Raw genomic sequence first — 18,143 nt, forward strand, 5'->3', positions numbered from 1 at the left:
ATGACGCTGATCCTCGACCCCGACGACCCGGCCGGCTGGCGCGAGGCGCCGACCGCGACCTCCGACGGCCATTCCGGCTCCCGACTGACCGACGGGCTCAATCCCGAGCAGCGCGAGGCGGTCGAGTACCGCGGGCCCGCGCTCCTCATCGTCGCGGGCGCCGGCTCCGGCAAGACCCGTGTGCTGACCCACCGCATCGCGAGCCTCATCGAGAGCCGTGAGGCGTGGCCGAGTCAGATCCTCGCGATCACCTTCACGAACAAGGCGGCCTCCGAGATGCGAGAGCGCGTCCAGGCGCTCCTCGGCGAGAGCGCCTCGGGCATGTGGATCTCGACGTTCCACTCCGCGTGCGTGCGCATCCTCCGCCGCGAAGCCGAGTCGATCGGTCTGTCGTCGACGTTCACGATCTACGACTCGGCCGACCAGCGGACGATCCTCAAGCGCATCATCAAAGAACTCGACGCCGACACGCTGGGCTTCACGCCGGCAAGCGCACAGGCCAAGATCTCGAAGCTCAAGAACGAACTCGCCGACGTCGAGACCCACGCGCGAAATGCCAACACGAACGACCCGCAAGAGGTCATGTTCCTCGAGATCTTCCGTCAGTACACGCAGCGGCTGCGTGCGGCGAGCGCCCTCGACTTCGATGACCTCATCGCCGAGACGGTCTACCTCTTCCGAGCCTTCCCGAAGGTCGCAGCGCTCTACCAGCGGCGATTCCGGCATCTTCTCGTCGACGAGTACCAAGACACGAACCACGCCCAATACTCGCTCATCCACGAGCTCACGAGAGCAGTGCCGCGCGAGGTGGTCTCCGAGCTCGACGAGCACGGCATCCTGGTGCGCGGGCTGACGGATGCCTCGGGGTCGATCCCGGGGGCGAGCCTCACGGTCGTCGGCGACTCCGACCAGTCGATCTACGCGTTCCGCGGCGCAGACATCCGCAACATCTCGGAGTTCGAGCGCGACTTCCCGGGTGCCAAGGTCGTGCTCCTCGAGCAGAACTACCGCTCGACGCAGAACATCCTCTCTGCGGCGAACGCCGTCATCTCGAACAACTTCGACCGTAAAGAGAAGAAACTCTGGACAGCCGACGGCGATGGCGAGCAGATCACGGGCTACACGGGGTATACGGCGCACGACGAGGCGCAGTTCGTGGCCGATGAGATCGAGTCGTTGCACCGCACGGGCATCGCCTATCGAGACATCGCGGTCTTCTACCGCACCAATGCGCAGACGCGCGCGCTGGAGGAGATCTTCGTGCGCTCCGCACTGCCGTACCGCGTCGTCGGCGGTACGAAGTTCTACGAACGCGCCGAGATCAAAGACGCGATGGCCTACCTCATCGCCGTGGCGAACCCCGTCGACGAGCTCGCCCTCCGACGCATCCTGAACACGCCGAAGCGCGGCATCGGGCCGGCGACCGAGACGGCGCTCGCGTCGTTCGCCGAGCAGAACGAGCTCACCTTCCGGCAGGCGATGCGAGCCGCCGACGGGCTCGGCCTCGGGCCGAAGGTGACCGGGGCCATCGCGGCGCTCGCGAGCGTGCTCGATGAGGCCGCGGCGATGCTCGTGCCCTCGGCCGAGGGCATCGAGGCCGGCACGAACGTCGGGGCCGCCAAGGTGTCCGACGTGCTCGTCTTCCTCGTGGAGCGATCGGGCCTGCTCGATGCGCTGCGCAACAGCCGCGACCCGCAAGACGAGACCCGAGCTGAGAACGTCGAGGAGCTCGTCGCGCAGACCCGCGACTTCGATCGCGAGAACCCCGGTGCGACACTCGTCGACTTCCTCACCCAGGTCTCGCTCGTGGCCGCAGCAGACGAGCTCGACGACGCATCCGGCACCGTCTCGCTCATGACGCTGCACACGGCCAAGGGTCTCGAGTACCACGCCGTCTTCGTCACCGGCATCGAAGAGGGGTTGCTGCCGCACCAGATGTCGGCCTCCGAGCCGGGCGGCCCGGCAGAGGAGCGACGCCTCTTCTACGTCGGCATCACCCGGGCCCGCAAGCGCCTCTACCTCTCGCTCGCGATGAGCCGGGCCCAGTTCGGCGAGGTCGCCGTGGCGATGCCGTCGCGCTATCTGCAGGAGATTCCAGAGGGGCTCATCGACTGGCGCCAGTCGCCTGGCATGGCGACCTCGCGCGGCGGCACGCAGCCGCGCGCGCTGAACGCCCGTCGCGGTGCGCCCGGCGGGGCGTGGGGCACGCGCGATCGCGACCTCGAGCGGTTCAGCGTGACGAGGGCCGACAAGCCGAAGACCGAGTGGGCCAATCGGGTCACCGGCACCGTGCGCGACAACGGCGACCTCACCCTTGCGGCCGGTGACCGTATCCGCCACACCGACTTCGGCGAGGGCAAGGTCAGCCAGGTCACGGGTGAGGGCACGAAGCGCATCGCCCACGTCGACTTCGACACCGCGGGCCGGAAGAAACTCCTCATCAAGATCGCGCCGATCGAGAAGTTGTGACCTGGCCGACGCGAGCGCGGCGCACCGTGTACGAGAACCAGTGGATCACCGTCACCGAAGACGCGGTCGCGAGGCCCGACGGCAGCGACGGCATCTACGGTGTCGTCGAGCTCCGCAACGATGCCGTGTTCGTCGTCGCGATGACCGATGACGATGAAGTGCTCCTCGTCACGATCGACCGGCATACCGTCGGCACCTCGATCGAGGTGCCGGCGGGCGGCACCGACGGCGAGGACCCGCTCGTCGCGGCCCGACGGGAGCTCCTCGAGGAGACCGGCCACGAAGCGGCGGAGTGGCGCGAGATCGGGCGCATGAATGCCCTGAACGGCATCTGCCGCGCCGCTGAGATCGTGTATCTCGCGACCGGCGTGCGGCGCGTGGCATCCGTCGCCGAATCGCAGGCCGAGGAGGGCATCAGCGGCGTTCGAGCCGTGCCCTTCGCCGAGGTCATCCGCATGGTGGCAGCAGGTGAGATCACCGACGGCGAGACGGTCGCCGCGCTCCTCTACGCGGCCTCGGCGCTCGGCCGGATCAGCTGACGCTCACGGTGGGGCTCTGGCATTCGCGCGGATCATTGTGTAGTATTCATGCTACATTTCGTAGTCTTGTCCATTCGATGGTGAGGGGCGTTCCATGGGTGCCGAACCGGTCGTCGACGTACGCGGCCTTCGCATGGAGTACGCGGGTCGAACCGTGCTCGATGACATCGATCTGCGCATCGACCGCGGTGAGGTGGTCGCGCTGCTCGGCCCGAACGGCGCAGGCAAGACCACCACCATCGAGATCCTCGAGGGATTCCGTCAACGCGTGGGCGGCGAGGTCTCGGTACTGGGCGACGATCCCGAACGAGCCGGCGACGCATGGCGGGCGAAGGTCGGCGTCGTTCTGCAGTCGTGGCGCGATCACGGGCGCTGGCGTGTCGGTCAGTTGCTCCAGCAGTTCGGTGCGCTGTATGAGCCGTACTCGCGACCAGGCCGCGCGGGACCCTACCGCGCCGGAGAGCTGCTCGACCTCGTCGGGCTCGCCGGCCATCGCGACGTCCAGGTGCGGTCCCTCTCAGGCGGGCAGCGCCGCCGCCTCGACGTGGCGATCGGGCTCGTCGGCAGGCCCGAGCTGCTGTTCCTCGACGAGCCGACCACGGGCTTCGACCCGGTCGCCCGGCACGAGTTCCACGAACTCGTCCACCGGCTGAGCGACTTCGACGACACGACTGTGCTGCTCACGACCCACGACCTCGCCGAGGCCGAGAAGATCGCCGGTCGCATCCTCATCCTCGACAGCGGCCGCATCGTGGCCGACGGCAGCGCCGTGGCGCTCGCGGGCGAGGTCGCCGGCGCGAGTGAGATCACCTGGCGGGAGGACGGTGTGCGCCACGTGCACAGCGCCGCCGATCCCGTGCCGTTCGTGCGCGAACTGCTCGACCGCCCGGCTGTCGAGATCACCGAGTTGCAGGTGCGCGCTCAGACGCTCGAAGAGACCTACCTCGCGATGGTGGCGCGCCGCGAAGCAGTGACGGTCGGCGGCGCCGTCGAGGAGTTGGGAACGGTATGAATGCCAACGTCACTGCTGCCCGCGCGGGAATCCGGCGCGGCATCACGGAACACCGGATCTCGCTGAGCACCCCGAGCGAGACCGCATTCATGGTCATCGGTCTCGTCGCGGTGGGCATCGTCCTCTGGCTCAACCGCGACAACGAGATCGTGCCGGGTTTCGGCACCGCGTTGTTCATCGTGCCGAGCATCATCACCATCCAGTTGCTGTTCATCACCTGCTACGGCCTTGCGACGGTCGTCGTCACCGAGCGCGAAGACGGAACGCTCATCCGCGCCCGATCGCTCCCCAACGGACTGCGCGTGTACTCGACGGGAATCCTCACGCGCACGATGTGCGAGCTCGTCGAGACGATCGTGCTGACGATCGTCATCGCCGCCGTGATCCTCGGCGGATCGCTCGGGGTCGACGGCACGGGCTTCGTCGTGATCGCCGGCATGCTGATCCTCGGCACCGTCGCGCTCACGACCTTCGGTTTCGTGATCGGCACCGTCTTCCGCAATCCGCGCTCGGTCGGCGGCTGGGGATTTCTCATGGTCGGGGTCCTCGCGTACGTCTCGGGCCTCATTCAGCCGCTCGCCTCGATGCCGGGGTGGGTGCAGGTGATCGGGCAGGGGTCGCCCCTCTACTGGATCGGGCACGCCTTCCGCGCCGCGTTCCTCCCCGAGTCGGCCGGCGCGTTCGAGCTCGGAGGCGGCTGGCAACTCGGCATCGCCTTCGCGGTCGTGGGTGCCTGGGCCGTCGCGGGACTCCTGCTCGCACCGGTGCTGCTGCGGCGGGTCGCCCGCCGTGAGACGGGGTCGGCGATCGAGGCGCGGCGGCAGGCCGCGTTGCAGCGCGTATGACCGTCGAGAGCGAGTCGCCGGGCGCTCGCGCGGGCCGCCGAAGCGGCGCCGACGGCGTGCACAACCGCGTTGCGATGCTCCGCACCGAACGCCGGGTCTCGCGGCGCGAGCTCGCCGATGCGATCGGAGTGCACTACCAGACCGTCGGCTACCTCGAGCGCGGTGAGTTCAACCCGAGCCTGCACCTCGCATTGCGGATCGCGCGGTTCTTCGAGGTTCCGGTCGAGTTCGTCTTCTCGCTCGACGAGTTCGCGCGCATCGGCCCGAATGACGGGTGAGCGGCGGGTTCGGTGCCGATCGCAAGGGGAGTAGCATGGACGGCGGCCCGTGCGGTTGTCTCGACTTCGAGAGATCCATGGTCGGGCCGACACCCACCAGCCCCTGTGCGCTCTCGCGCGTGCGGATCGATTGGAAGTAGAGCGTGGATCTTTACGAGTACCAGGCCAGAGACCTGTTCGAGAGGTACGGGGTCCCCGTGCTTCCGGGCATCGTCGCCGACACCGCCGACGAGGTTCGCGCGGCCGCTGAGAAGCTCGGCGGCGTCGTGGTCGTCAAGGCCCAGGTGAAGACGGGCGGCCGCGGCAAGGCCGGCGGCGTCAAGGTCGCGAAGACCCCAGATGAGGCGTACGAGGCCGCGAAGGCGATCCTCGGTCTCGACATCAAGGGCCACATCGTCAAGCGGGTCATGGTCGCCGGCGGCGCACGCATCGCCCAGGAGTTCTACTTCTCGGTGCTGCTCGACCGTGCCAACCGGTCATACCTCTCGCTCACGAGCGTCGAGGGCGGCATGGAGATCGAGGTGCTCGCGGTCGAGAAGCCCGAGGCGCTCGCGCGCATCGAGGTCGACCCGATCGCGGGTGTCGACGTCGCGAAGGCCCGCGAGATCGCGGTCGCCGCGAACTTCCCGACCGAACTCGTCGACAAGGTCGCCGACGTCTTCGTGAAGCTCTACGAGGTCTACAAGGGCGAAGACGCGACGCTGGTCGAGGTCAACCCGCTGATCCTCGACGAAGACGGCAACGTCGTCGCGCTCGACGGCAAGGTCTCGCTCGACGAGAACGCCGAGTTCCGTCACCCGAACCATGCGCTGCTCGAAGACCGGGCCGCCGCAGACCCGCTCGAGGCCGCGGCGAAGGAGCTCGACCTCAACTACGTCAAGCTCGACGGCGAGGTCGGCATCATCGGCAACGGCGCGGGCCTCGTCATGTCGACGCTCGACGTGGTCGCCTACGCCGGTGAGAACCACGGCGGCGTCAAGCCCGCCAACTTCCTCGACATCGGCGGCGGCGCCTCGGCCGAGGTCATGGCCAACGGCCTCGGCATCATCCTCGGCGACCCGCAGGTCAAGAGCGTGTTCGTGAACGTCTTCGGCGGCATCACGGCGTGCGACCAGGTCGCCAAGGGCATCGTGGGAGCGCTCGCCGAGCTCGGCTCGACCGCGAACAAGCCGCTCGTCGTGCGGCTCGACGGCAACAACGTCGTCGAGGGCCGTCGCATCCTCGAGGAGGCAGCGCACCCGCTGGTGACCCTCGCCGAGAACATGGACCAGGGTGCCGCCAAGGCGGCCGAGCTGGCGAACGCCGCGTAAGCAGAAGGATTCAGACATGACGATCTTCCTCAACAAGGACTCCAAGGTCATCGTCCAGGGCATCACCGGCGGCGAGGGCTCGAAGCACACGTCGCGCATGCTCGCGGCGGGCACCCAGGTGGTCGGCGGCGTGAACGCGCGCAAGGCCGGCACGACGGTGCTGCACAACGATGCAGCGGGCAACCCGGTCGAGCTGCCGGTGTTCGCATCGGTCGCCGAGGCGATGGCCGAGACGGGGGCGGATGTCTCCATCGCCTTCGTTCCGCCGGCCTTCACGAAGGACGCGGTGGTCGAGGCGATCGACGCCGCGATCCCGCTCCTCGTCATCATCACCGAGGGCGTGCCCGTGCAGGACTCGGCCGAGTTCTGGGCCTACGCCACGCAGAAGGGCAACGCCACCCGCATCATCGGGCCGAACTGCCCCGGCATCATCAGCCCCGGCGAGGCGCTCGTCGGCATCACTCCGGCGAACATCACCGGCAAGGGACCGATCGGCCTCGTGTCGAAGTCGGGCACGCTCACGTACCAGATGATGTACGAACTGCGCGATCTCGGCTTCTCGACCGCGATCGGCATCGGCGGCGACCCGGTCATCGGCACGACGCACATCGACGCGCTCGCCGCGTTCGAGGCCGACCCCGAGACCAAGGCCATCGTGATGATCGGCGAGATCGGCGGCGATGCCGAGGAGCGCGCGGCCGACTTCATCAAGGCCAACGTCACGAAGCCGGTCGTCGGCTATGTGGCGGGCTTCACTGCTCCCGAGGGCAAGACGATGGGCCACGCCGGCGCCATCGTCTCGGGCTCGGCGGGCACCGCTCAGGCCAAGAAGGAGGCTCTCGAGGCCGCCGGGGTGAAGGTCGGCAAGACGCCGTCCGAGACGGCGCAGCTGCTGCGCGACGTGTACGCGGCGCTCTAGGAGTACTCCCGTGAACGGCCCCGCAGGCACGCCTGCGGGGCCGTTCCGCGTCGGCGGCACTCGTGCCAGAGTTGAGGCATGAGTGAGCAGCCGACGTCGAGGGAGGGCAGGAGCCAAGCCCACCGCATCGTTCGCGCGACCTTCGTGACCGAGGAGTCCGTCTACGGCGTGCTGCTCGTCTCGGGCATGATCGTCGCGTCCGGCGGTCACGGTGAGAGCGCCTGGCGGGTGTTCTGGAGCGTCGCGGTCACCGTCGTGGTCTTCTGGGCCGCGCACGTGTACGCGGGAACGGTCGCCCACCACGGCCTCGACGACGACCGGATCGTCGGTCTCGGGGAGTCCTTCCGGATCGCGCGGCGCCGGTCACGCGGTCTGCTGTTCTCAGCCGCCATCCCGCTGCTCATCCTCCTGCTCGGTGCGACCCGCGCGATCCCCGACACCTTCGCGCTCTGGGCTGCCCTCTGGGCGGGAGTCGTCGTGCTCGCGGTGCTCGGATTCGTCGCGTTCCACCGCCGCGGCGCATGGTGGCCGGTCCAGATCCTCGGGTCGATCGTCACTGCCGCGTTCGGCATCGCGCTCATCGTGCTGAAGGCCGTCGTGCACTGAAGCCCCGGCGGCAGGTGCGACGAGCGAGCTTCAGTCGCGTCATCCGCGGTGGCGCCAGCGGCTGAACCCGACGCTGATGAGGACAATGGTCGCGCCGGCGAGCAGGAGGGGAGCATCGAATGCGAGTGCCGCCGATGCGCCGGCCAGCGCAGCGAGCAGCATTCCATCCAGGGCCCAGGCCATTCGAACGACCGGGTCGAGATCGCCCACGGGTGTCGGGATCGGGGTGAGCAGGGCCGGTGGGAGCGGGCCCTTCAGGGCGTTGCCGACCCGGCTGGCGAGGGCGAGCGGCCCGAGTGCGAGCGCGCCGACGACGGCGGGTCCGATACCGGTGCCGGTCGAGCACACGATGACCACTGCGAGCAGCACGAGAAGTGTCACGATGAGCGGGAACAGCGTGTGATTGGCAAGCAGACGCTCGTCACTGATCCCGTACAGGGGGAAGTCCGACGCGATGCTCGCCGCATGCCGAACGCCGTCGGTGAGCGGGCCGACGCCCGCGAAGACGGTCAGCCCGGCGGCCGCTCCGAGCGGCCAGCCCGGCGTGCCCGGCGCGAACGCCAACGTGATGAGAACCCCGGCCGCGACGATCGCGACGACACCGGCGACGAACCGGCCCGGTGTGCGGACGGCCGAGATCGCATCGCTGATCAGGAAGGTCGCAGGCAGCCACCTGATCGATCGGACGGTGCGGATGCGTCGTCCGAGGTGCGGTCGTGTCTGATAGATCGTGGCCGCTGCACTGAAGTCCATGATGGTCGCATGGGCCGTCGACGAGTCCCAGCGCGCGGCCTGTGCGACCAGCCCCGCACTGTCGAGCCGGTTCATCAGCGCCGGCGCCGCGGTGACGAGGGCAGCGGTCAGGGCAATCATCGGGATGAGCAGGAGCGGCGAGCCGCCGGGGTAGGCGAGCCCGACCCAACCCCACGGGGTGAATGGGTGTGCGGCGGGGGCGGCGGTGGCCGCTCCGAGCGAGAGGATGCCGAGCGCGATCGGCAGCGCTGCGCGTGGGAGGGCCTGGCCTGCAAGCCAGGCCACGGTCGTGATGACTCCGACGAGCGTGCCGACCATTGCGAAGCTCGCGGCACTCAGGGGGTCTGCCAGTTCGTGGCTGACCAGACTGCCGGCAAGCAACCCAGCGATGATCGTGGTCAGCGCGGTCACGAGGGAACCGGCGATCAGCAGAGGGCGGAGGAAGGTGTCAGACCGGGGAAGGTCGCTGGTGGCGAGGGCGTGGGTCAAGAATGACGGCCGCAACGCCGGTCCGCGGTTCCGACCCAGGAGCAGCGCGCCGGCCCACAGCCCTGCCACGACGAGCACCGTCACGGCCGGTGCCGTCGACGACGCGAGCACGGCGACACTTTCGGCGCTGGTGGCGCTGAGCCACACGGCCCGTGCGAGCGGCGCCACGGCAACGACGGCGATCATGAAGACCATGTAGGCCAGGAACGCGCGATCACGTCTCGAGCGAGCGTTGCGCGCACGCCAGATCCTCATCGCGCCGGCCGATCGACTGCTCATGCTGCGGCGTCCAGCCGGAGGGTGCGATCGGCAAGCGCATCCGCGAGGACCGGGCTGTGCGTGGCGACCACGAGGGTCGCCCCGCCATCGCGCCGAGCGCGCAACGCGTCGATCACCGACCCGATGTGCTCCGGGTCCAGCCGTTGCTCTGGCTCATCGAGGATCAGCACCTCGAACGGCCGAGCCAGCACGAGCGCGAGACCGAACAGCTGCGTCTGCCCGGAGGACAGCTCGTGCGGGAATCTCGTGCCCAGAGCGCCCAGCCCCAACTCCGCCAGAACGCCCTGCGCAAGCTCCGTACTCGCGTGCGGGTCGTCGAGCCACGTCGTCGCCACAAGCAGGACGTGATCGGACACTGTGAGGTCGGGCGACATCGGTGGCAACCCGACCATCGCGGCAACCCGTCGACGGAAACGGCGGTCACGCGCGGCCACTGGAGCGCCGCCGATCCGCACGCTCCCGCTCGACGCCTGACGCGCACCGGCCAGCACGCGCAACAGCGTCGATTTGCCGGTCCCGTTCCTGCCGCGCACGATCAGAGCCTCGCCGCGCCGGGCCGTCACCGAGACCGGCGCCAACAGGGTCGCATCACCCGCGATGACACCAACCTCGTCGACCTCGATCACAACGGCCATCCTTCCATGCCGCTGGAATCTCGCCAGAACCGCTAATGTCATGGACAGGGGTGTCTCATGTCGGATGCAGACGGCAACGCACTCGAGGCGCGGATCGCGGCGCTGGAGTCCGAGAACGCGGCCCTGCGCGCCGGGCTCGCGCGGGATGGTTCGTCAGACGGCACGGATGCCGCGGCATCCGCAGCGCCGAAGGTCAGACGCCGCTGGGGCCGGAGCCTCACCGCCGTCGTGCTCATCGTCGTCGGCCTGCTGCTCGCGCCCATCGCCGTGATCACCGCGTGGGCCCGGCTCGAACTGGCCGACACGAACCGGTTCGTGGCGACGTTCGCGCCGATCATCGAGGACCCCGAGGTGCAGGCCTTCATCGGCGACGAAGTGACCGCCGCCATCGAAGAGCAGGTCGACATCCCGGGGCTCACGGCCGACGTGTTCGACGGCATCCGCTCGCTCGACCTGCCGCCGCGGGCCAGCGACGCGCTCGGCATGCTCGAGGGGCCCGCGACCCAGGGCATCCAATCGCTCATCGGCGACGTCGTCGACCGCCTGATCGAGTCTCCGGCCTTCGCCGACATCTGGGCCAACACGCTGCGCATCACGCACACGCAGTTCGTGGCCGCGATGCAGGGCGACCCCGATGCCGCGCTCGCCGTCGACGGCGACGGCACGATCTCGGTCCAGCTCGGTCCCATCGTCGAATCGGTGAAGCAACGACTCGTCGACCAGGGGGTCGGATTCGCGCAGGCCATTCCCGCGGTCGACCGCAGCGTCGTCATCGCGCAGGATGACGCGTTCGCGCTCATCCGCACGCTGTACGCGCTCGCCGTGGGCGTGGGCACCTGGTTGCCGTGGATCATGCTGGCGTTCCTCGTCATCGGGGTCGTCGTCGCACGCAACCGCGTGCGAGCACTCGTGTGGGCGGCGGGCGGTTTCGCGCTCATGATGGCGCTGCTCGCGAGCGGCATCGGCATCGGTCGCTGGTACTTCGTCGGGGCGGTGAGCCCGTCGGTCATGCCGGCCGACGCGGCGGACTCGATCTACTCGGGGCTCGTCGAACTCATGAAGTCGACGGTCGTCGCGCTCCTCGTGCTCGGCGTGCTCGTCGCCGTCGTGGCGTGGTTCTCAGGACCATGGCGGCCGGCTCGCGCCCTGCGCGGCTTCGCCGACTCGGGATTCGGCGCGGTGCGGCGCGCTGCGTCCGCGCACGGCATCACGACCGGTCGCTTCGGCATCGGGCTCGACCGTTGGCGGGTCGCGGTCTACATCGCGATCGCCGTCGTCGCGGCGCTCGTCGTGCTGTTCTCGCGCCCGGTCACCACGGGCCTCGTCATCGCGACCCTGCTGCTCGCCCTCCTTGCGCTGCTCATCGTCGAACTGCTGCGGCGGCCGCAGGCCGAGGTCGCTGCCGCCCCCGACGACGAGCTCGACACCGACGACGAGCTCGACACCGACGAGCTCGACACCGACGACAAGCTCGACACCGACGAGCCGGCACTCGTCGCTGCCGAGTCCTCGAGTCGGGCCGACACCCCGCCCCCTGCCGACTGAGCGACACCTGCCGGGATAGGCTCTCGGTGGAATGAGACGCACGACGATCGCCCTGCTCGCCGGCCTCGAGGCATCCGTCGCCGCCCTCATCGGCCTCGGCATCGCACTCGTGCCGCTCATGTTGCTGTGGGCGGTGCACTTCGGTCTCGCGATCGACGTCACGATCTTTCTCAGGGCCTCGGCAGATGTGTGGCTGCTCGGCCACGGCGTCGATCTCGTGCTGCAGCTCGACCCGCTGACGGCTGCCCGTACCGGCCTGCCGGGGGCCGGCGATCCGTTCCCGATCACGATCGCGTTGCTCGGCTTCGCACTCATCACCGTGGTGTTCGGCCGCCGCATCGGGCGACGCTCGGCCGCCGAGGGGCAGTCGTTCACGGGCGGCATCTCGGCCGTCGTCGTGTACGCGCTCGTCGGATTCGTGCTGGCGTCGGTTGCGGGCGTCGACGGCGCGCGGCCCGTGATCTGGCAAGCGGCACTGCTGCCGGCATTCGCGATGGCCGTCGGCGTCGTGATCGGTGCGGTTCCCGAGACCCTCCGCAACGATCAGGCGACGGATGCCGCGGACGGCTTCGTGCGCCGCCGCGTCGCCGAACTGCCCACGGCACTGGTCGACGCCGCGCGCGCGATCGTGCGTGCGGGGGCGGGGGCCGCGTTCGGGGTGCTCGCGGTCGCCGCTGTGCTCGTCGCCGTGCTCGTCGCCGTCGACTACGCGACGATCGCGGGCCTCTACCAGTCCCTCGGCAGCGGCATCGACGGCGGTATCGCGCTCACCGTCGCCGAGCTCTCGCTCATGCCGAACCTCGTCATCTGGGGGGCGGCCTGGCTGCTCGGACCGGGATTCGCGATCGGCACCGGCACGACGGTTGCGCCTGCCGGCACGCTGGTCGGCCCGATGCCCGGCATCCCGCTGCTCGGCGCGCTGCCGAACGAGGCGCAGCCGTACGGCGCCCTGTGGCTCATCGTGCCGGTGCTGTTCGGCTTCGTCGGGGCCCGGCTCGTCGTCGCCTCGGGGGCACCGCGGTCGTCGTCGCGCGGCGTGTGGTGGTTCCCGCTCGTGATCGGCGTCGGATCAGGAGCGGTCGCCGGGCTCGTGCTCGGGCTGCTCGCGTGGTGGTCGGGCGGCGCGGCGGGGCCGGGCCGCCTGGCGGAGGTCGGTCCCGATCCGTGGCCCGTGGCCGGTGTCGCCGCCCTCACGGTCGGGATCGGCGCGATCGTCGGAGCGTACTCGGCACCTCGGCGCCGCCGTCTCGACGATGCGTTCTTCGAGGGAATCGGGGCGGATCCAGTGAGCGAATCCCGCTGACGTTCGGGGCTGCCGCGGCGGGCGGGCAAGTGCTAGCCTGCGCGTGACGGCGTGTGGCACGTGATCGAGGAGGATCGATGTCAGCTCCGAACGAGACCGCGAGACCAGTCGCCCACGGCAAGGGGCTCGCCACCGGAACGCTCGGGCTGTGGGGCTCGACCGTCATCGGGCTCGCTTCGACGGCGCCCGTGTACTCGCTCGCGGCCACCCTCGGGTTCGTCGTGCTCGCGGTGGGCGCGCAGGCGCCGATCGCGTTCATCATCGCGTTCGTGCCGATGCTGCTCATCGCCTTCGCGTATCGCGAGCTGAACCGAGCCGTGCCTGATTGCGGCACCACCTTCACGTGGGCGACGAAGGCGTTCGGACCATGGGTGGGATGGCTCGGCGGTTGGGGCGTCGCCGTCGCCGGCACCGTCGTGCTCGCGAACCTCGCGCAGATCGGCGGCATCTACTTCTGGCTTCTGGTCGCCCCGGATCTCGCCGAGAGCGTGCCGCTCGTCACTGCGACGGGCGTCGTGTTCATCGCGCTCATGAGCTGGATCAGTTGGCGGGGGCTCGAGATCGGCGAGCGGATCCAGAATGTCCTTCTCGGAGTGCAGTATCTCGCACTCGTGCTCTTCGTGGTGTTCGCGACGGTGGCGGTGATCACCGGCACCGCGCCCGAGGGTGCCACCGCACCGAGCGGCGAATGGTTCAACCCATTCGCGTTCGAATCGTTCGGGGGCCTCGTCGAGGCGGTGCTGCTCGCGCTGTTCATCTACTGGGGCTGGGACACGTGCCTCGCGCTGAACGAGGAGACCCGCGACCCGAAGCGCATCCCGGGCCGTGCCGCAGTGCTCACGACCCTCATCCTGCTCGTGACCTACGTCGGCGTCGCGGTCGCCGCGATGTCATACTCCGGGCTCGGCGAGGCGGGGCTCGGACTCGGCAACGAGGGCAATGCCGACGACGTGTTCTTCGCGCTGAAGGACGCGCTCTTCGGCCCGTGGGCCTGGCTCCTCGTCGCCGCCGTGATGATCTCTGCGGTCTCGTCGACACAGACCACCATCCTGCCGACCGCGCGCGGCACTCTCGCGATGGCGGTCTACCAGGCACTGCCGAAACGGTTCGCCACGGTGCATCCGCGGTACCGGACGCCCTCGTTCTCGACCCTGCTCATGGGGTTCGTCGCGATCGTGTTCTACGTCGGAATGACGTTCATCAGTGACAACATCCTGCAGGACACGATCCTCTCGCTCGGTCTCGCCATCGCGTTCTACTACGCCATCACCGGCTTCGCGTGCGTGTGGTACTTTCGCCGGACGCTCTTCACCTCGTGGCGCAACTTCTGGAACCGACTCGTGTTCCCGTTGGCCGGCGCGCTCCTGCTGACGGGGGCGTTCGTCTTCTCGGCGATCGACATGCTCGACCCCGACTACGGATACACGGTGCTCTTCGGCATCGGCGGGGTCTTCGTCGTCGGGGTCGGTTCGCTTGCGCTCGGTGCGGTGCTCATGGTCGTCTGGTCGTTCTTCGCGCAATCGCGGCCGTTCTTCCGTGGTGAATCGTTGAATCGCGAGACAGACGTGCTCGTGCCCGAAGACGAGCAGACGCTGATCCGCTCGGTCGACGGCGGCGTCGGGTGAGAGGGGTTCCGGGCGAGCGGATGCCGCGGACGAGCGGTTGCCCGGCCGGCCGGGCGCCGCGAGGCTGTGCGCGGCACAGCCGGTAGGCTCGGAGGGTGCTGCAGCTCGTCGTCCTCATCTCGGGCACCGGATCCAACCTTCGTGCCCTGCTCGACGCCTCCGCCGATGCGGAGTTCCCGGCGCGGGTCGTCGCGATCGGCGCCGACCGCAACGCCGACGGGCTCGTGCTCGGCGAGGAGTACGGCGTGCCGACCTTCTCGGTGCCGTTCACGGCGTACCCCGACCGCGACAGCTGGGGCGACGCACTCATCGAGGAGGTGCGGCGGTGGGGGCCCGACCTCGTCGTGCTCTCAGGCCTGATGCGGCTCGTGCCGCCGGCGGTCGTCGACGCGTTCTCGCCGAACCTCATCAACACCCACCCCGCCTACCTGCCCGAGTTCCCCGGCCCGCACGGGGTACGCGACGCGCTCGCCGCCGGCGTGGCCCAGACCGGCGCGAGCCTCATCATCGTCGACAACTCGGTCGACGGGGGCCCGATCATCGCGCAGGAGCGCATCCCGGTGCTGCCTGGCGACACCGAGTCGAGCCTTCACGAACGCATCAAGCCCGTCGAGCGACGATTGCTCATCGAGACCGTGCTCGACATCGCCAATTCGCACCTCGACCTGAAGGAACTCGCACGATCATGAGCGGACCCACCCACGACCCGAGCCTGTACCGCGAACGCGACCTCGTGCCAGCGCGCCGCGCCCTCATCGCCGTGAGCGACAAGCGCGGCCTGGTCGAACTCGCCACCGCGCTCGTCGGCGCCGGAGTCGAGATCGTCTCGACGGGCGGAACGGGCACGACGATCGCAGACGCCGGCCTTCCGGTCACGCAGGTGGCCGAGGTCACGGGCTACCCCGAGCACCTCGACGGGCGCGTGCGCACGCTGCACCCCGCCGTGCACTCCGGCCTCCTCGCCGACCTTCGTCTCGCGACCCACGAGACCGAGCTCGCCGGCCTCGGCATCGAGCCCTACGAGCTCGTCGTCGTGAACCTCTACCCCTTCGCCGAGACCGTCGCCGCCGGCGCGGCGCCCGATGCCGTCATCGAGCAGATCGACATCGGCGGGCCCGCCATGGTGCGCGCCGCGGCCAAGAACCACGCGAACGTCGCCGTGGTCGTCTCACCCGGGCGCTACGACGACATCGTCGCCGCCGTCTCCGCGGGCGGCACCACCCTCGCCCAGCGTGCCGAACTCGCGCGCGAGGCATTCCGCCACACCGCGTCGTACGACGTCGCGGTCGCCAGCTGGCTCGGCAGCGTCGTCGCCCCCGACCAGCCTGCTGAAGCGTCGCCGTTCCCCGCCTGGGTCGGCGGCACCTGGACGAAGGACGCAGATCTCCGCTACGGCGAGAACTCGCACCAGCAGGCCGCGCTGTACGCTGCGCAGGGCGGACTGCCCGGCATCGCGCAGGCGGTGCAGCTGCACGGCAAAGAGATGTCGTACAACAACTTCGTCGACGCGGATGCCGCGGTGCGAGCCGCGTTCGACTTCGACGAGCCCGCGGTGGCGATCATCAAGCACGCGAACCCGTGCGGCATCGCCGTCGCATCCGCTTCGTCGACGCTTCGGCAGCCACAGGGCGCCGCGAGCCCGGGCAACGGCGCGGCCATCGCCGACGCCCATCGTCGGGCGCACGAGTGCGACCCGGTGTCGGCCTACGGCGGGGTGATCGCCGCGAACCGCATCGTCTCCCGCGAGATGGCCGAGACCGTCTCGGGCATCTTCACCGAGGTGCTCATCGCCCCCGCCTTCGACGGCAGCGCGCTCGAACTCCTCTCGCAGAAGAAGAACATCCGGCTCCTGACCCTGCCCGAGGGCTTCACCCCCTCCGCGGTCGAACTGCGCCAGGTATCGGGCGGCATGCTGCTGCAACAGGCCGACCGGCACTTCGCGCCCGCCTCCGAGTGGACCCTCGCCGCGGGCGATCCCGCCGACGATGCGACGCTCGCCGACCTCGAGTTCGCCTGGAAGGCCTGCCGCGCGGTCAAGTCCAACGCGATCCTGCTCGCGTCGGGCGGTGCCTCGGTCGGGGTCGGCATGGGTCAGGTCAACCGGGTGGATTCGTGCAGGCTCGCGGTCGAGCGCGCGGGGGAGCGGGCAGCGGGGTCGGTTGCGGCGTCCGACGCGTTCTTCCCCTTCGCCGACGGCCTGCAGATCCTCCTCGACGCGGGGGTGCGCGCGGTCGTGCAGCCGGGCGGCTCGGTGCGCGACGAGGAGGTCGTCGCGGCCGCCCGCGAGGCCGGCGTCACGATGTACTTCACCGGCGAACGCCACTTCTTCCACTGAGGTTCTCAGGGTCCCGGCGGCGGTATCCTTGACAGGTACCCGCGCTCATGAGGCGCGAGGCCAGGTTCCGCCCACGAAGCGGATGATTCAAGGAGAACGATCGATGACGATCACCCATGCACCGGCGACCACCGTCACAGCCAGCGCCGAACTGCCGACGGAGGCACCCGACCACGAACGGGTGCTCATCACCCGCGGCCCCCGCTCCGGTCTCACGATCATCGTGGCCGTGCATTCGACCCGCCTCGGCCAGGCCCTCGGCGGCGCCCGGCTCTGGCACTACGGCCACTGGACCGATGCCCTCGCCGACGCGCTCCGCCTCTCGCAGGCGATGACGCTGAAGAATGCCGCGGCCGGGCTCGCCCGCGGCGGCGGCAAGTCGGTCGTCGCGATTCCGGCGGGTGCGACGATCGACGCCGCGACCGCGCACGACGCCATGCTCGACCTCGGCGACGCCGTCGAGTCGCTTGACGGGGCGTACATGACCGCCGAAGACGTCGGCACGAGCGCCGAGCTCATGGCCGTCGTGCACGAGCGCACCGAGCACGTCTGCGGCCTCCCGGCAGAGCAGGGCGGCGTCGGCGAGCCGGCGGATGCCACGGCCGCCGGCGTGCACGCCGCGATCCTCGCGACCCTCGGCGAGGTCGTCGGTTCGAGCGATCCCGCCGGCCGGCACTTCGTCATCGCCGGACTCGGGCAGGTCGGCGGACGACTGGCCAAGAGCCTCGCCGCGGCGGGCGCGCGGCTCACCGTCACGGATGTCGCGGAGTCCAAGCGCGCTCTCGCCGACGCCCTCGGCGCGGCGTGGGTGCACCCGGCCGAGGCGCACCTCGTCGAAGCCGACGTGTTCGTACCGTGCGGACTCGGCGGCGTGCTCACGCCCGGGGTCGTGCGCGAACTGCGGGTGGCCGCCGTCGTCGGTGCCGCCAACAACCAGCTCGCCTCCCGAGACGTCGCAACGCTGCTGCAGGAGCGCGGCATCGTCTGGGCGCCCGACTTCGTCGTCAATGCCGGCGGTGTGATCTACCTCGACGTCGCCTCGGTCCCCGGTGCCGACCAGGCAGCCCTCGACGCCCGCATCGAGGGGATCGGCGACACCGTGGCATCCGTGCTGCGCAGCGCTCGCGCCGACGGCACGACGACGCTGATGGCGGCCGAGCGGCTCGCCCGCGCGCGGCTCGACGCGGCAGGTTGACGTTTC

16 protein-coding genes and 1 pseudogene are annotated in these 18,143 nt (G+C 69.8%); 14 read left to right on the forward strand and 3 right to left on the reverse strand.

Annotated features, from left to right (window positions below; all coding sequences use genetic code 11):
• From FHG54_RS05825 to FHG54_RS05860, 8 genes are all read left to right on the forward strand, one after another.
• The gene (locus FHG54_RS05825) at positions 1 to 2,469 is read left to right on the forward strand and encodes an ATP-dependent helicase (RefSeq protein ID WP_139416434.1); all 2,469 of its coding nucleotides are present in this window, start codon (positions 1 to 3) and stop codon (positions 2,467 to 2,469) included.
• Positions 2,466 to 3,008, forward strand: a complete 543-nt coding sequence (locus FHG54_RS05830; protein WP_139416435.1) for an NUDIX domain-containing protein — start codon at positions 2,466 to 2,468, stop codon at positions 3,006 to 3,008. The genes FHG54_RS05825 and FHG54_RS05830 overlap by 4 nt, the downstream gene beginning before the upstream one ends.
• A 94-nt stretch (positions 3,009 to 3,102) precedes the next feature.
• On the forward strand, positions 3,103 to 4,020 hold the full coding sequence (locus FHG54_RS05835) for an ABC transporter ATP-binding protein (RefSeq protein ID WP_139416436.1): 918 nt from the start codon (positions 3,103 to 3,105) through the stop codon (positions 4,018 to 4,020).
• Positions 4,017 to 4,865, forward strand: a complete 849-nt coding sequence (locus tag FHG54_RS05840; RefSeq protein WP_139416437.1) for an ABC transporter permease — start codon at positions 4,017 to 4,019, stop codon at positions 4,863 to 4,865. The genes FHG54_RS05835 and FHG54_RS05840 overlap by 4 nt, the downstream gene beginning before the upstream one ends.
• Positions 4,862 to 5,143, forward strand: a complete 282-nt coding sequence (locus tag FHG54_RS05845) for a helix-turn-helix transcriptional regulator (RefSeq protein WP_139416438.1) — start codon at positions 4,862 to 4,864, stop codon at positions 5,141 to 5,143. The genes FHG54_RS05840 and FHG54_RS05845 overlap by 4 nt, the downstream gene beginning before the upstream one ends.
• A 143-nt stretch (positions 5,144 to 5,286) precedes the next feature.
• Positions 5,287 to 6,453, forward strand: a complete 1,167-nt coding sequence (gene sucC, locus FHG54_RS05850) for an ADP-forming succinate--CoA ligase subunit beta (protein ID WP_139416439.1) — start codon at positions 5,287 to 5,289, stop codon at positions 6,451 to 6,453.
• 16 nt (positions 6,454 to 6,469) lie between these two features.
• Positions 6,470 to 7,372, forward strand: coding sequence for a succinate--CoA ligase subunit alpha (gene sucD / locus FHG54_RS05855; protein ID WP_139416440.1), 903 nt, complete (start codon positions 6,470 to 6,472; stop codon positions 7,370 to 7,372).
• Positions 7,373 to 7,450: 78 nt separating this feature from the next.
• The gene (locus FHG54_RS05860; protein ID WP_139416441.1) at positions 7,451 to 7,978 is read left to right on the forward strand and encodes a hypothetical protein; all 528 of its coding nucleotides are present in this window, start codon (positions 7,451 to 7,453) and stop codon (positions 7,976 to 7,978) included.
• Between the two features lie 39 nt (positions 7,979 to 8,017).
• On the opposite strand, the gene FHG54_RS05865 is transcribed toward FHG54_RS05860, so the two are convergent.
• From FHG54_RS05865 to FHG54_RS17185, 3 genes and pseudogenes are all read right to left on the reverse strand, one after another.
• Positions 8,018 to 9,499, reverse strand: a complete 1,482-nt coding sequence (locus tag FHG54_RS05865) for a hypothetical protein (RefSeq protein WP_139416442.1) — start codon at positions 9,497 to 9,499, stop codon at positions 8,018 to 8,020.
• Complete coding sequence (locus FHG54_RS17180; protein WP_476726194.1) at positions 9,496 to 9,729, reverse strand: ATP-binding cassette domain-containing protein; 234 nt, start codon at positions 9,727 to 9,729, stop codon at positions 9,496 to 9,498. The genes FHG54_RS05865 and FHG54_RS17180 overlap by 4 nt, the downstream gene beginning before the upstream one ends.
• Positions 9,709 to 10,077 (reverse strand): annotated as a pseudogene (locus FHG54_RS17185) (ABC transporter ATP-binding protein); the annotation flags it as partial. The gene FHG54_RS17180 and the pseudogene FHG54_RS17185, both read right to left, overlap by 21 nt.
• Before the next feature lie 114 nt (positions 10,078 to 10,191).
• Between FHG54_RS17185 and FHG54_RS05875 the strand changes: the two are divergent.
• The 6 genes from FHG54_RS05875 to FHG54_RS05900 all read left to right on the forward strand — a co-directional run bounded on the left by FHG54_RS05875 (position 10,192) and on the right by FHG54_RS05900 (position 18,137).
• Entirely contained in the window at positions 10,192 to 11,679 is a 1,488-nt protein-coding gene (locus FHG54_RS05875) for a hypothetical protein (protein ID WP_139416444.1), read from the forward strand.
• Positions 11,680 to 11,710: 31 nt separating this feature from the next.
• Positions 11,711 to 12,982 carry a cell division protein PerM gene (locus FHG54_RS05880; protein WP_139416445.1) on the forward strand — a complete coding sequence of 424 codons (1,272 nt, stop codon included), beginning with the start codon at positions 11,711 to 11,713 and terminating at the stop codon, positions 12,980 to 12,982.
• 77 nt (positions 12,983 to 13,059) lie between these two features.
• On the forward strand, positions 13,060 to 14,607 hold the full coding sequence (locus FHG54_RS05885) for an APC family permease (RefSeq protein ID WP_139416446.1): 1,548 nt from the start codon (positions 13,060 to 13,062) through the stop codon (positions 14,605 to 14,607).
• Positions 14,608 to 14,702: 95 nt separating this feature from the next.
• On the forward strand, positions 14,703 to 15,296 hold the full coding sequence (gene purN / locus FHG54_RS05890) for a phosphoribosylglycinamide formyltransferase (protein ID WP_139416447.1): 594 nt from the start codon (positions 14,703 to 14,705) through the stop codon (positions 15,294 to 15,296).
• Positions 15,293 to 16,942 (forward strand): bifunctional phosphoribosylaminoimidazolecarboxamide formyltransferase/IMP cyclohydrolase, encoded by a 1,650-nt coding sequence (gene purH, locus FHG54_RS05895; RefSeq protein WP_139416448.1) that lies wholly within the window; start codon positions 15,293 to 15,295, stop codon positions 16,940 to 16,942. The genes purN and purH overlap by 4 nt, the downstream gene beginning before the upstream one ends.
• 103 nt (positions 16,943 to 17,045) lie before the next feature.
• The gene (locus tag FHG54_RS05900; protein ID WP_139416449.1) at positions 17,046 to 18,137 is read left to right on the forward strand and encodes a Glu/Leu/Phe/Val dehydrogenase family protein; all 1,092 of its coding nucleotides are present in this window, start codon (positions 17,046 to 17,048) and stop codon (positions 18,135 to 18,137) included.
• Positions 18,138 to 18,143: the final 6 nt, after the last annotated feature.

Source organism: Agromyces laixinhei, assembly GCF_006337065.1.
Lineage (GTDB): Bacteria > Actinomycetota > Actinomycetes > Actinomycetales > Microbacteriaceae > Agromyces > Agromyces laixinhei.

Bases quoted from the DNA above. Each gene is read 5' to 3' on its own strand.
- FHG54_RS05825 (WP_139416434.1), top strand. From the start codon at position 1: ATGACGCTGATCCTCGACCCCGACGACCCGGCCGGCTGGCGCGAGGCG.
- FHG54_RS05835 (WP_139416436.1), top strand. From the start codon at position 3,103: ATGGGTGCCGAACCGGTCGTCGACGTACGCGGCCTTCGCATGGAGTAC.
- FHG54_RS05840 (WP_139416437.1), top strand. From the start codon at position 4,017: ATGAATGCCAACGTCACTGCTGCCCGCGCGGGAATCCGGCGCGGCATC.
- FHG54_RS05845 (WP_139416438.1), top strand. From the start codon at position 4,862: ATGACCGTCGAGAGCGAGTCGCCGGGCGCTCGCGCGGGCCGCCGAAGC.
- sucD (WP_139416440.1), top strand. From the start codon at position 6,470: ATGACGATCTTCCTCAACAAGGACTCCAAGGTCATCGTCCAGGGCATC.
- FHG54_RS05860 (WP_139416441.1), top strand. From the start codon at position 7,451: ATGAGTGAGCAGCCGACGTCGAGGGAGGGCAGGAGCCAAGCCCACCGC.
- FHG54_RS05865 (WP_139416442.1), bottom strand. From the start codon at position 9,499: ATGAGCAGTCGATCGGCCGGCGCGATGAGGATCTGGCGTGCGCGCAAC.
- FHG54_RS05875 (WP_139416444.1), top strand. From the start codon at position 10,192: ATGTCGGATGCAGACGGCAACGCACTCGAGGCGCGGATCGCGGCGCTG.
- FHG54_RS05880 (WP_139416445.1), top strand. From the start codon at position 11,711: ATGAGACGCACGACGATCGCCCTGCTCGCCGGCCTCGAGGCATCCGTC.
- FHG54_RS05885 (WP_139416446.1), top strand. From the start codon at position 13,060: ATGTCAGCTCCGAACGAGACCGCGAGACCAGTCGCCCACGGCAAGGGG.
- purH (WP_139416448.1), top strand. From the start codon at position 15,293: ATGAGCGGACCCACCCACGACCCGAGCCTGTACCGCGAACGCGACCTC.
- FHG54_RS05900 (WP_139416449.1), top strand. From the start codon at position 17,046: ATGACGATCACCCATGCACCGGCGACCACCGTCACAGCCAGCGCCGAA.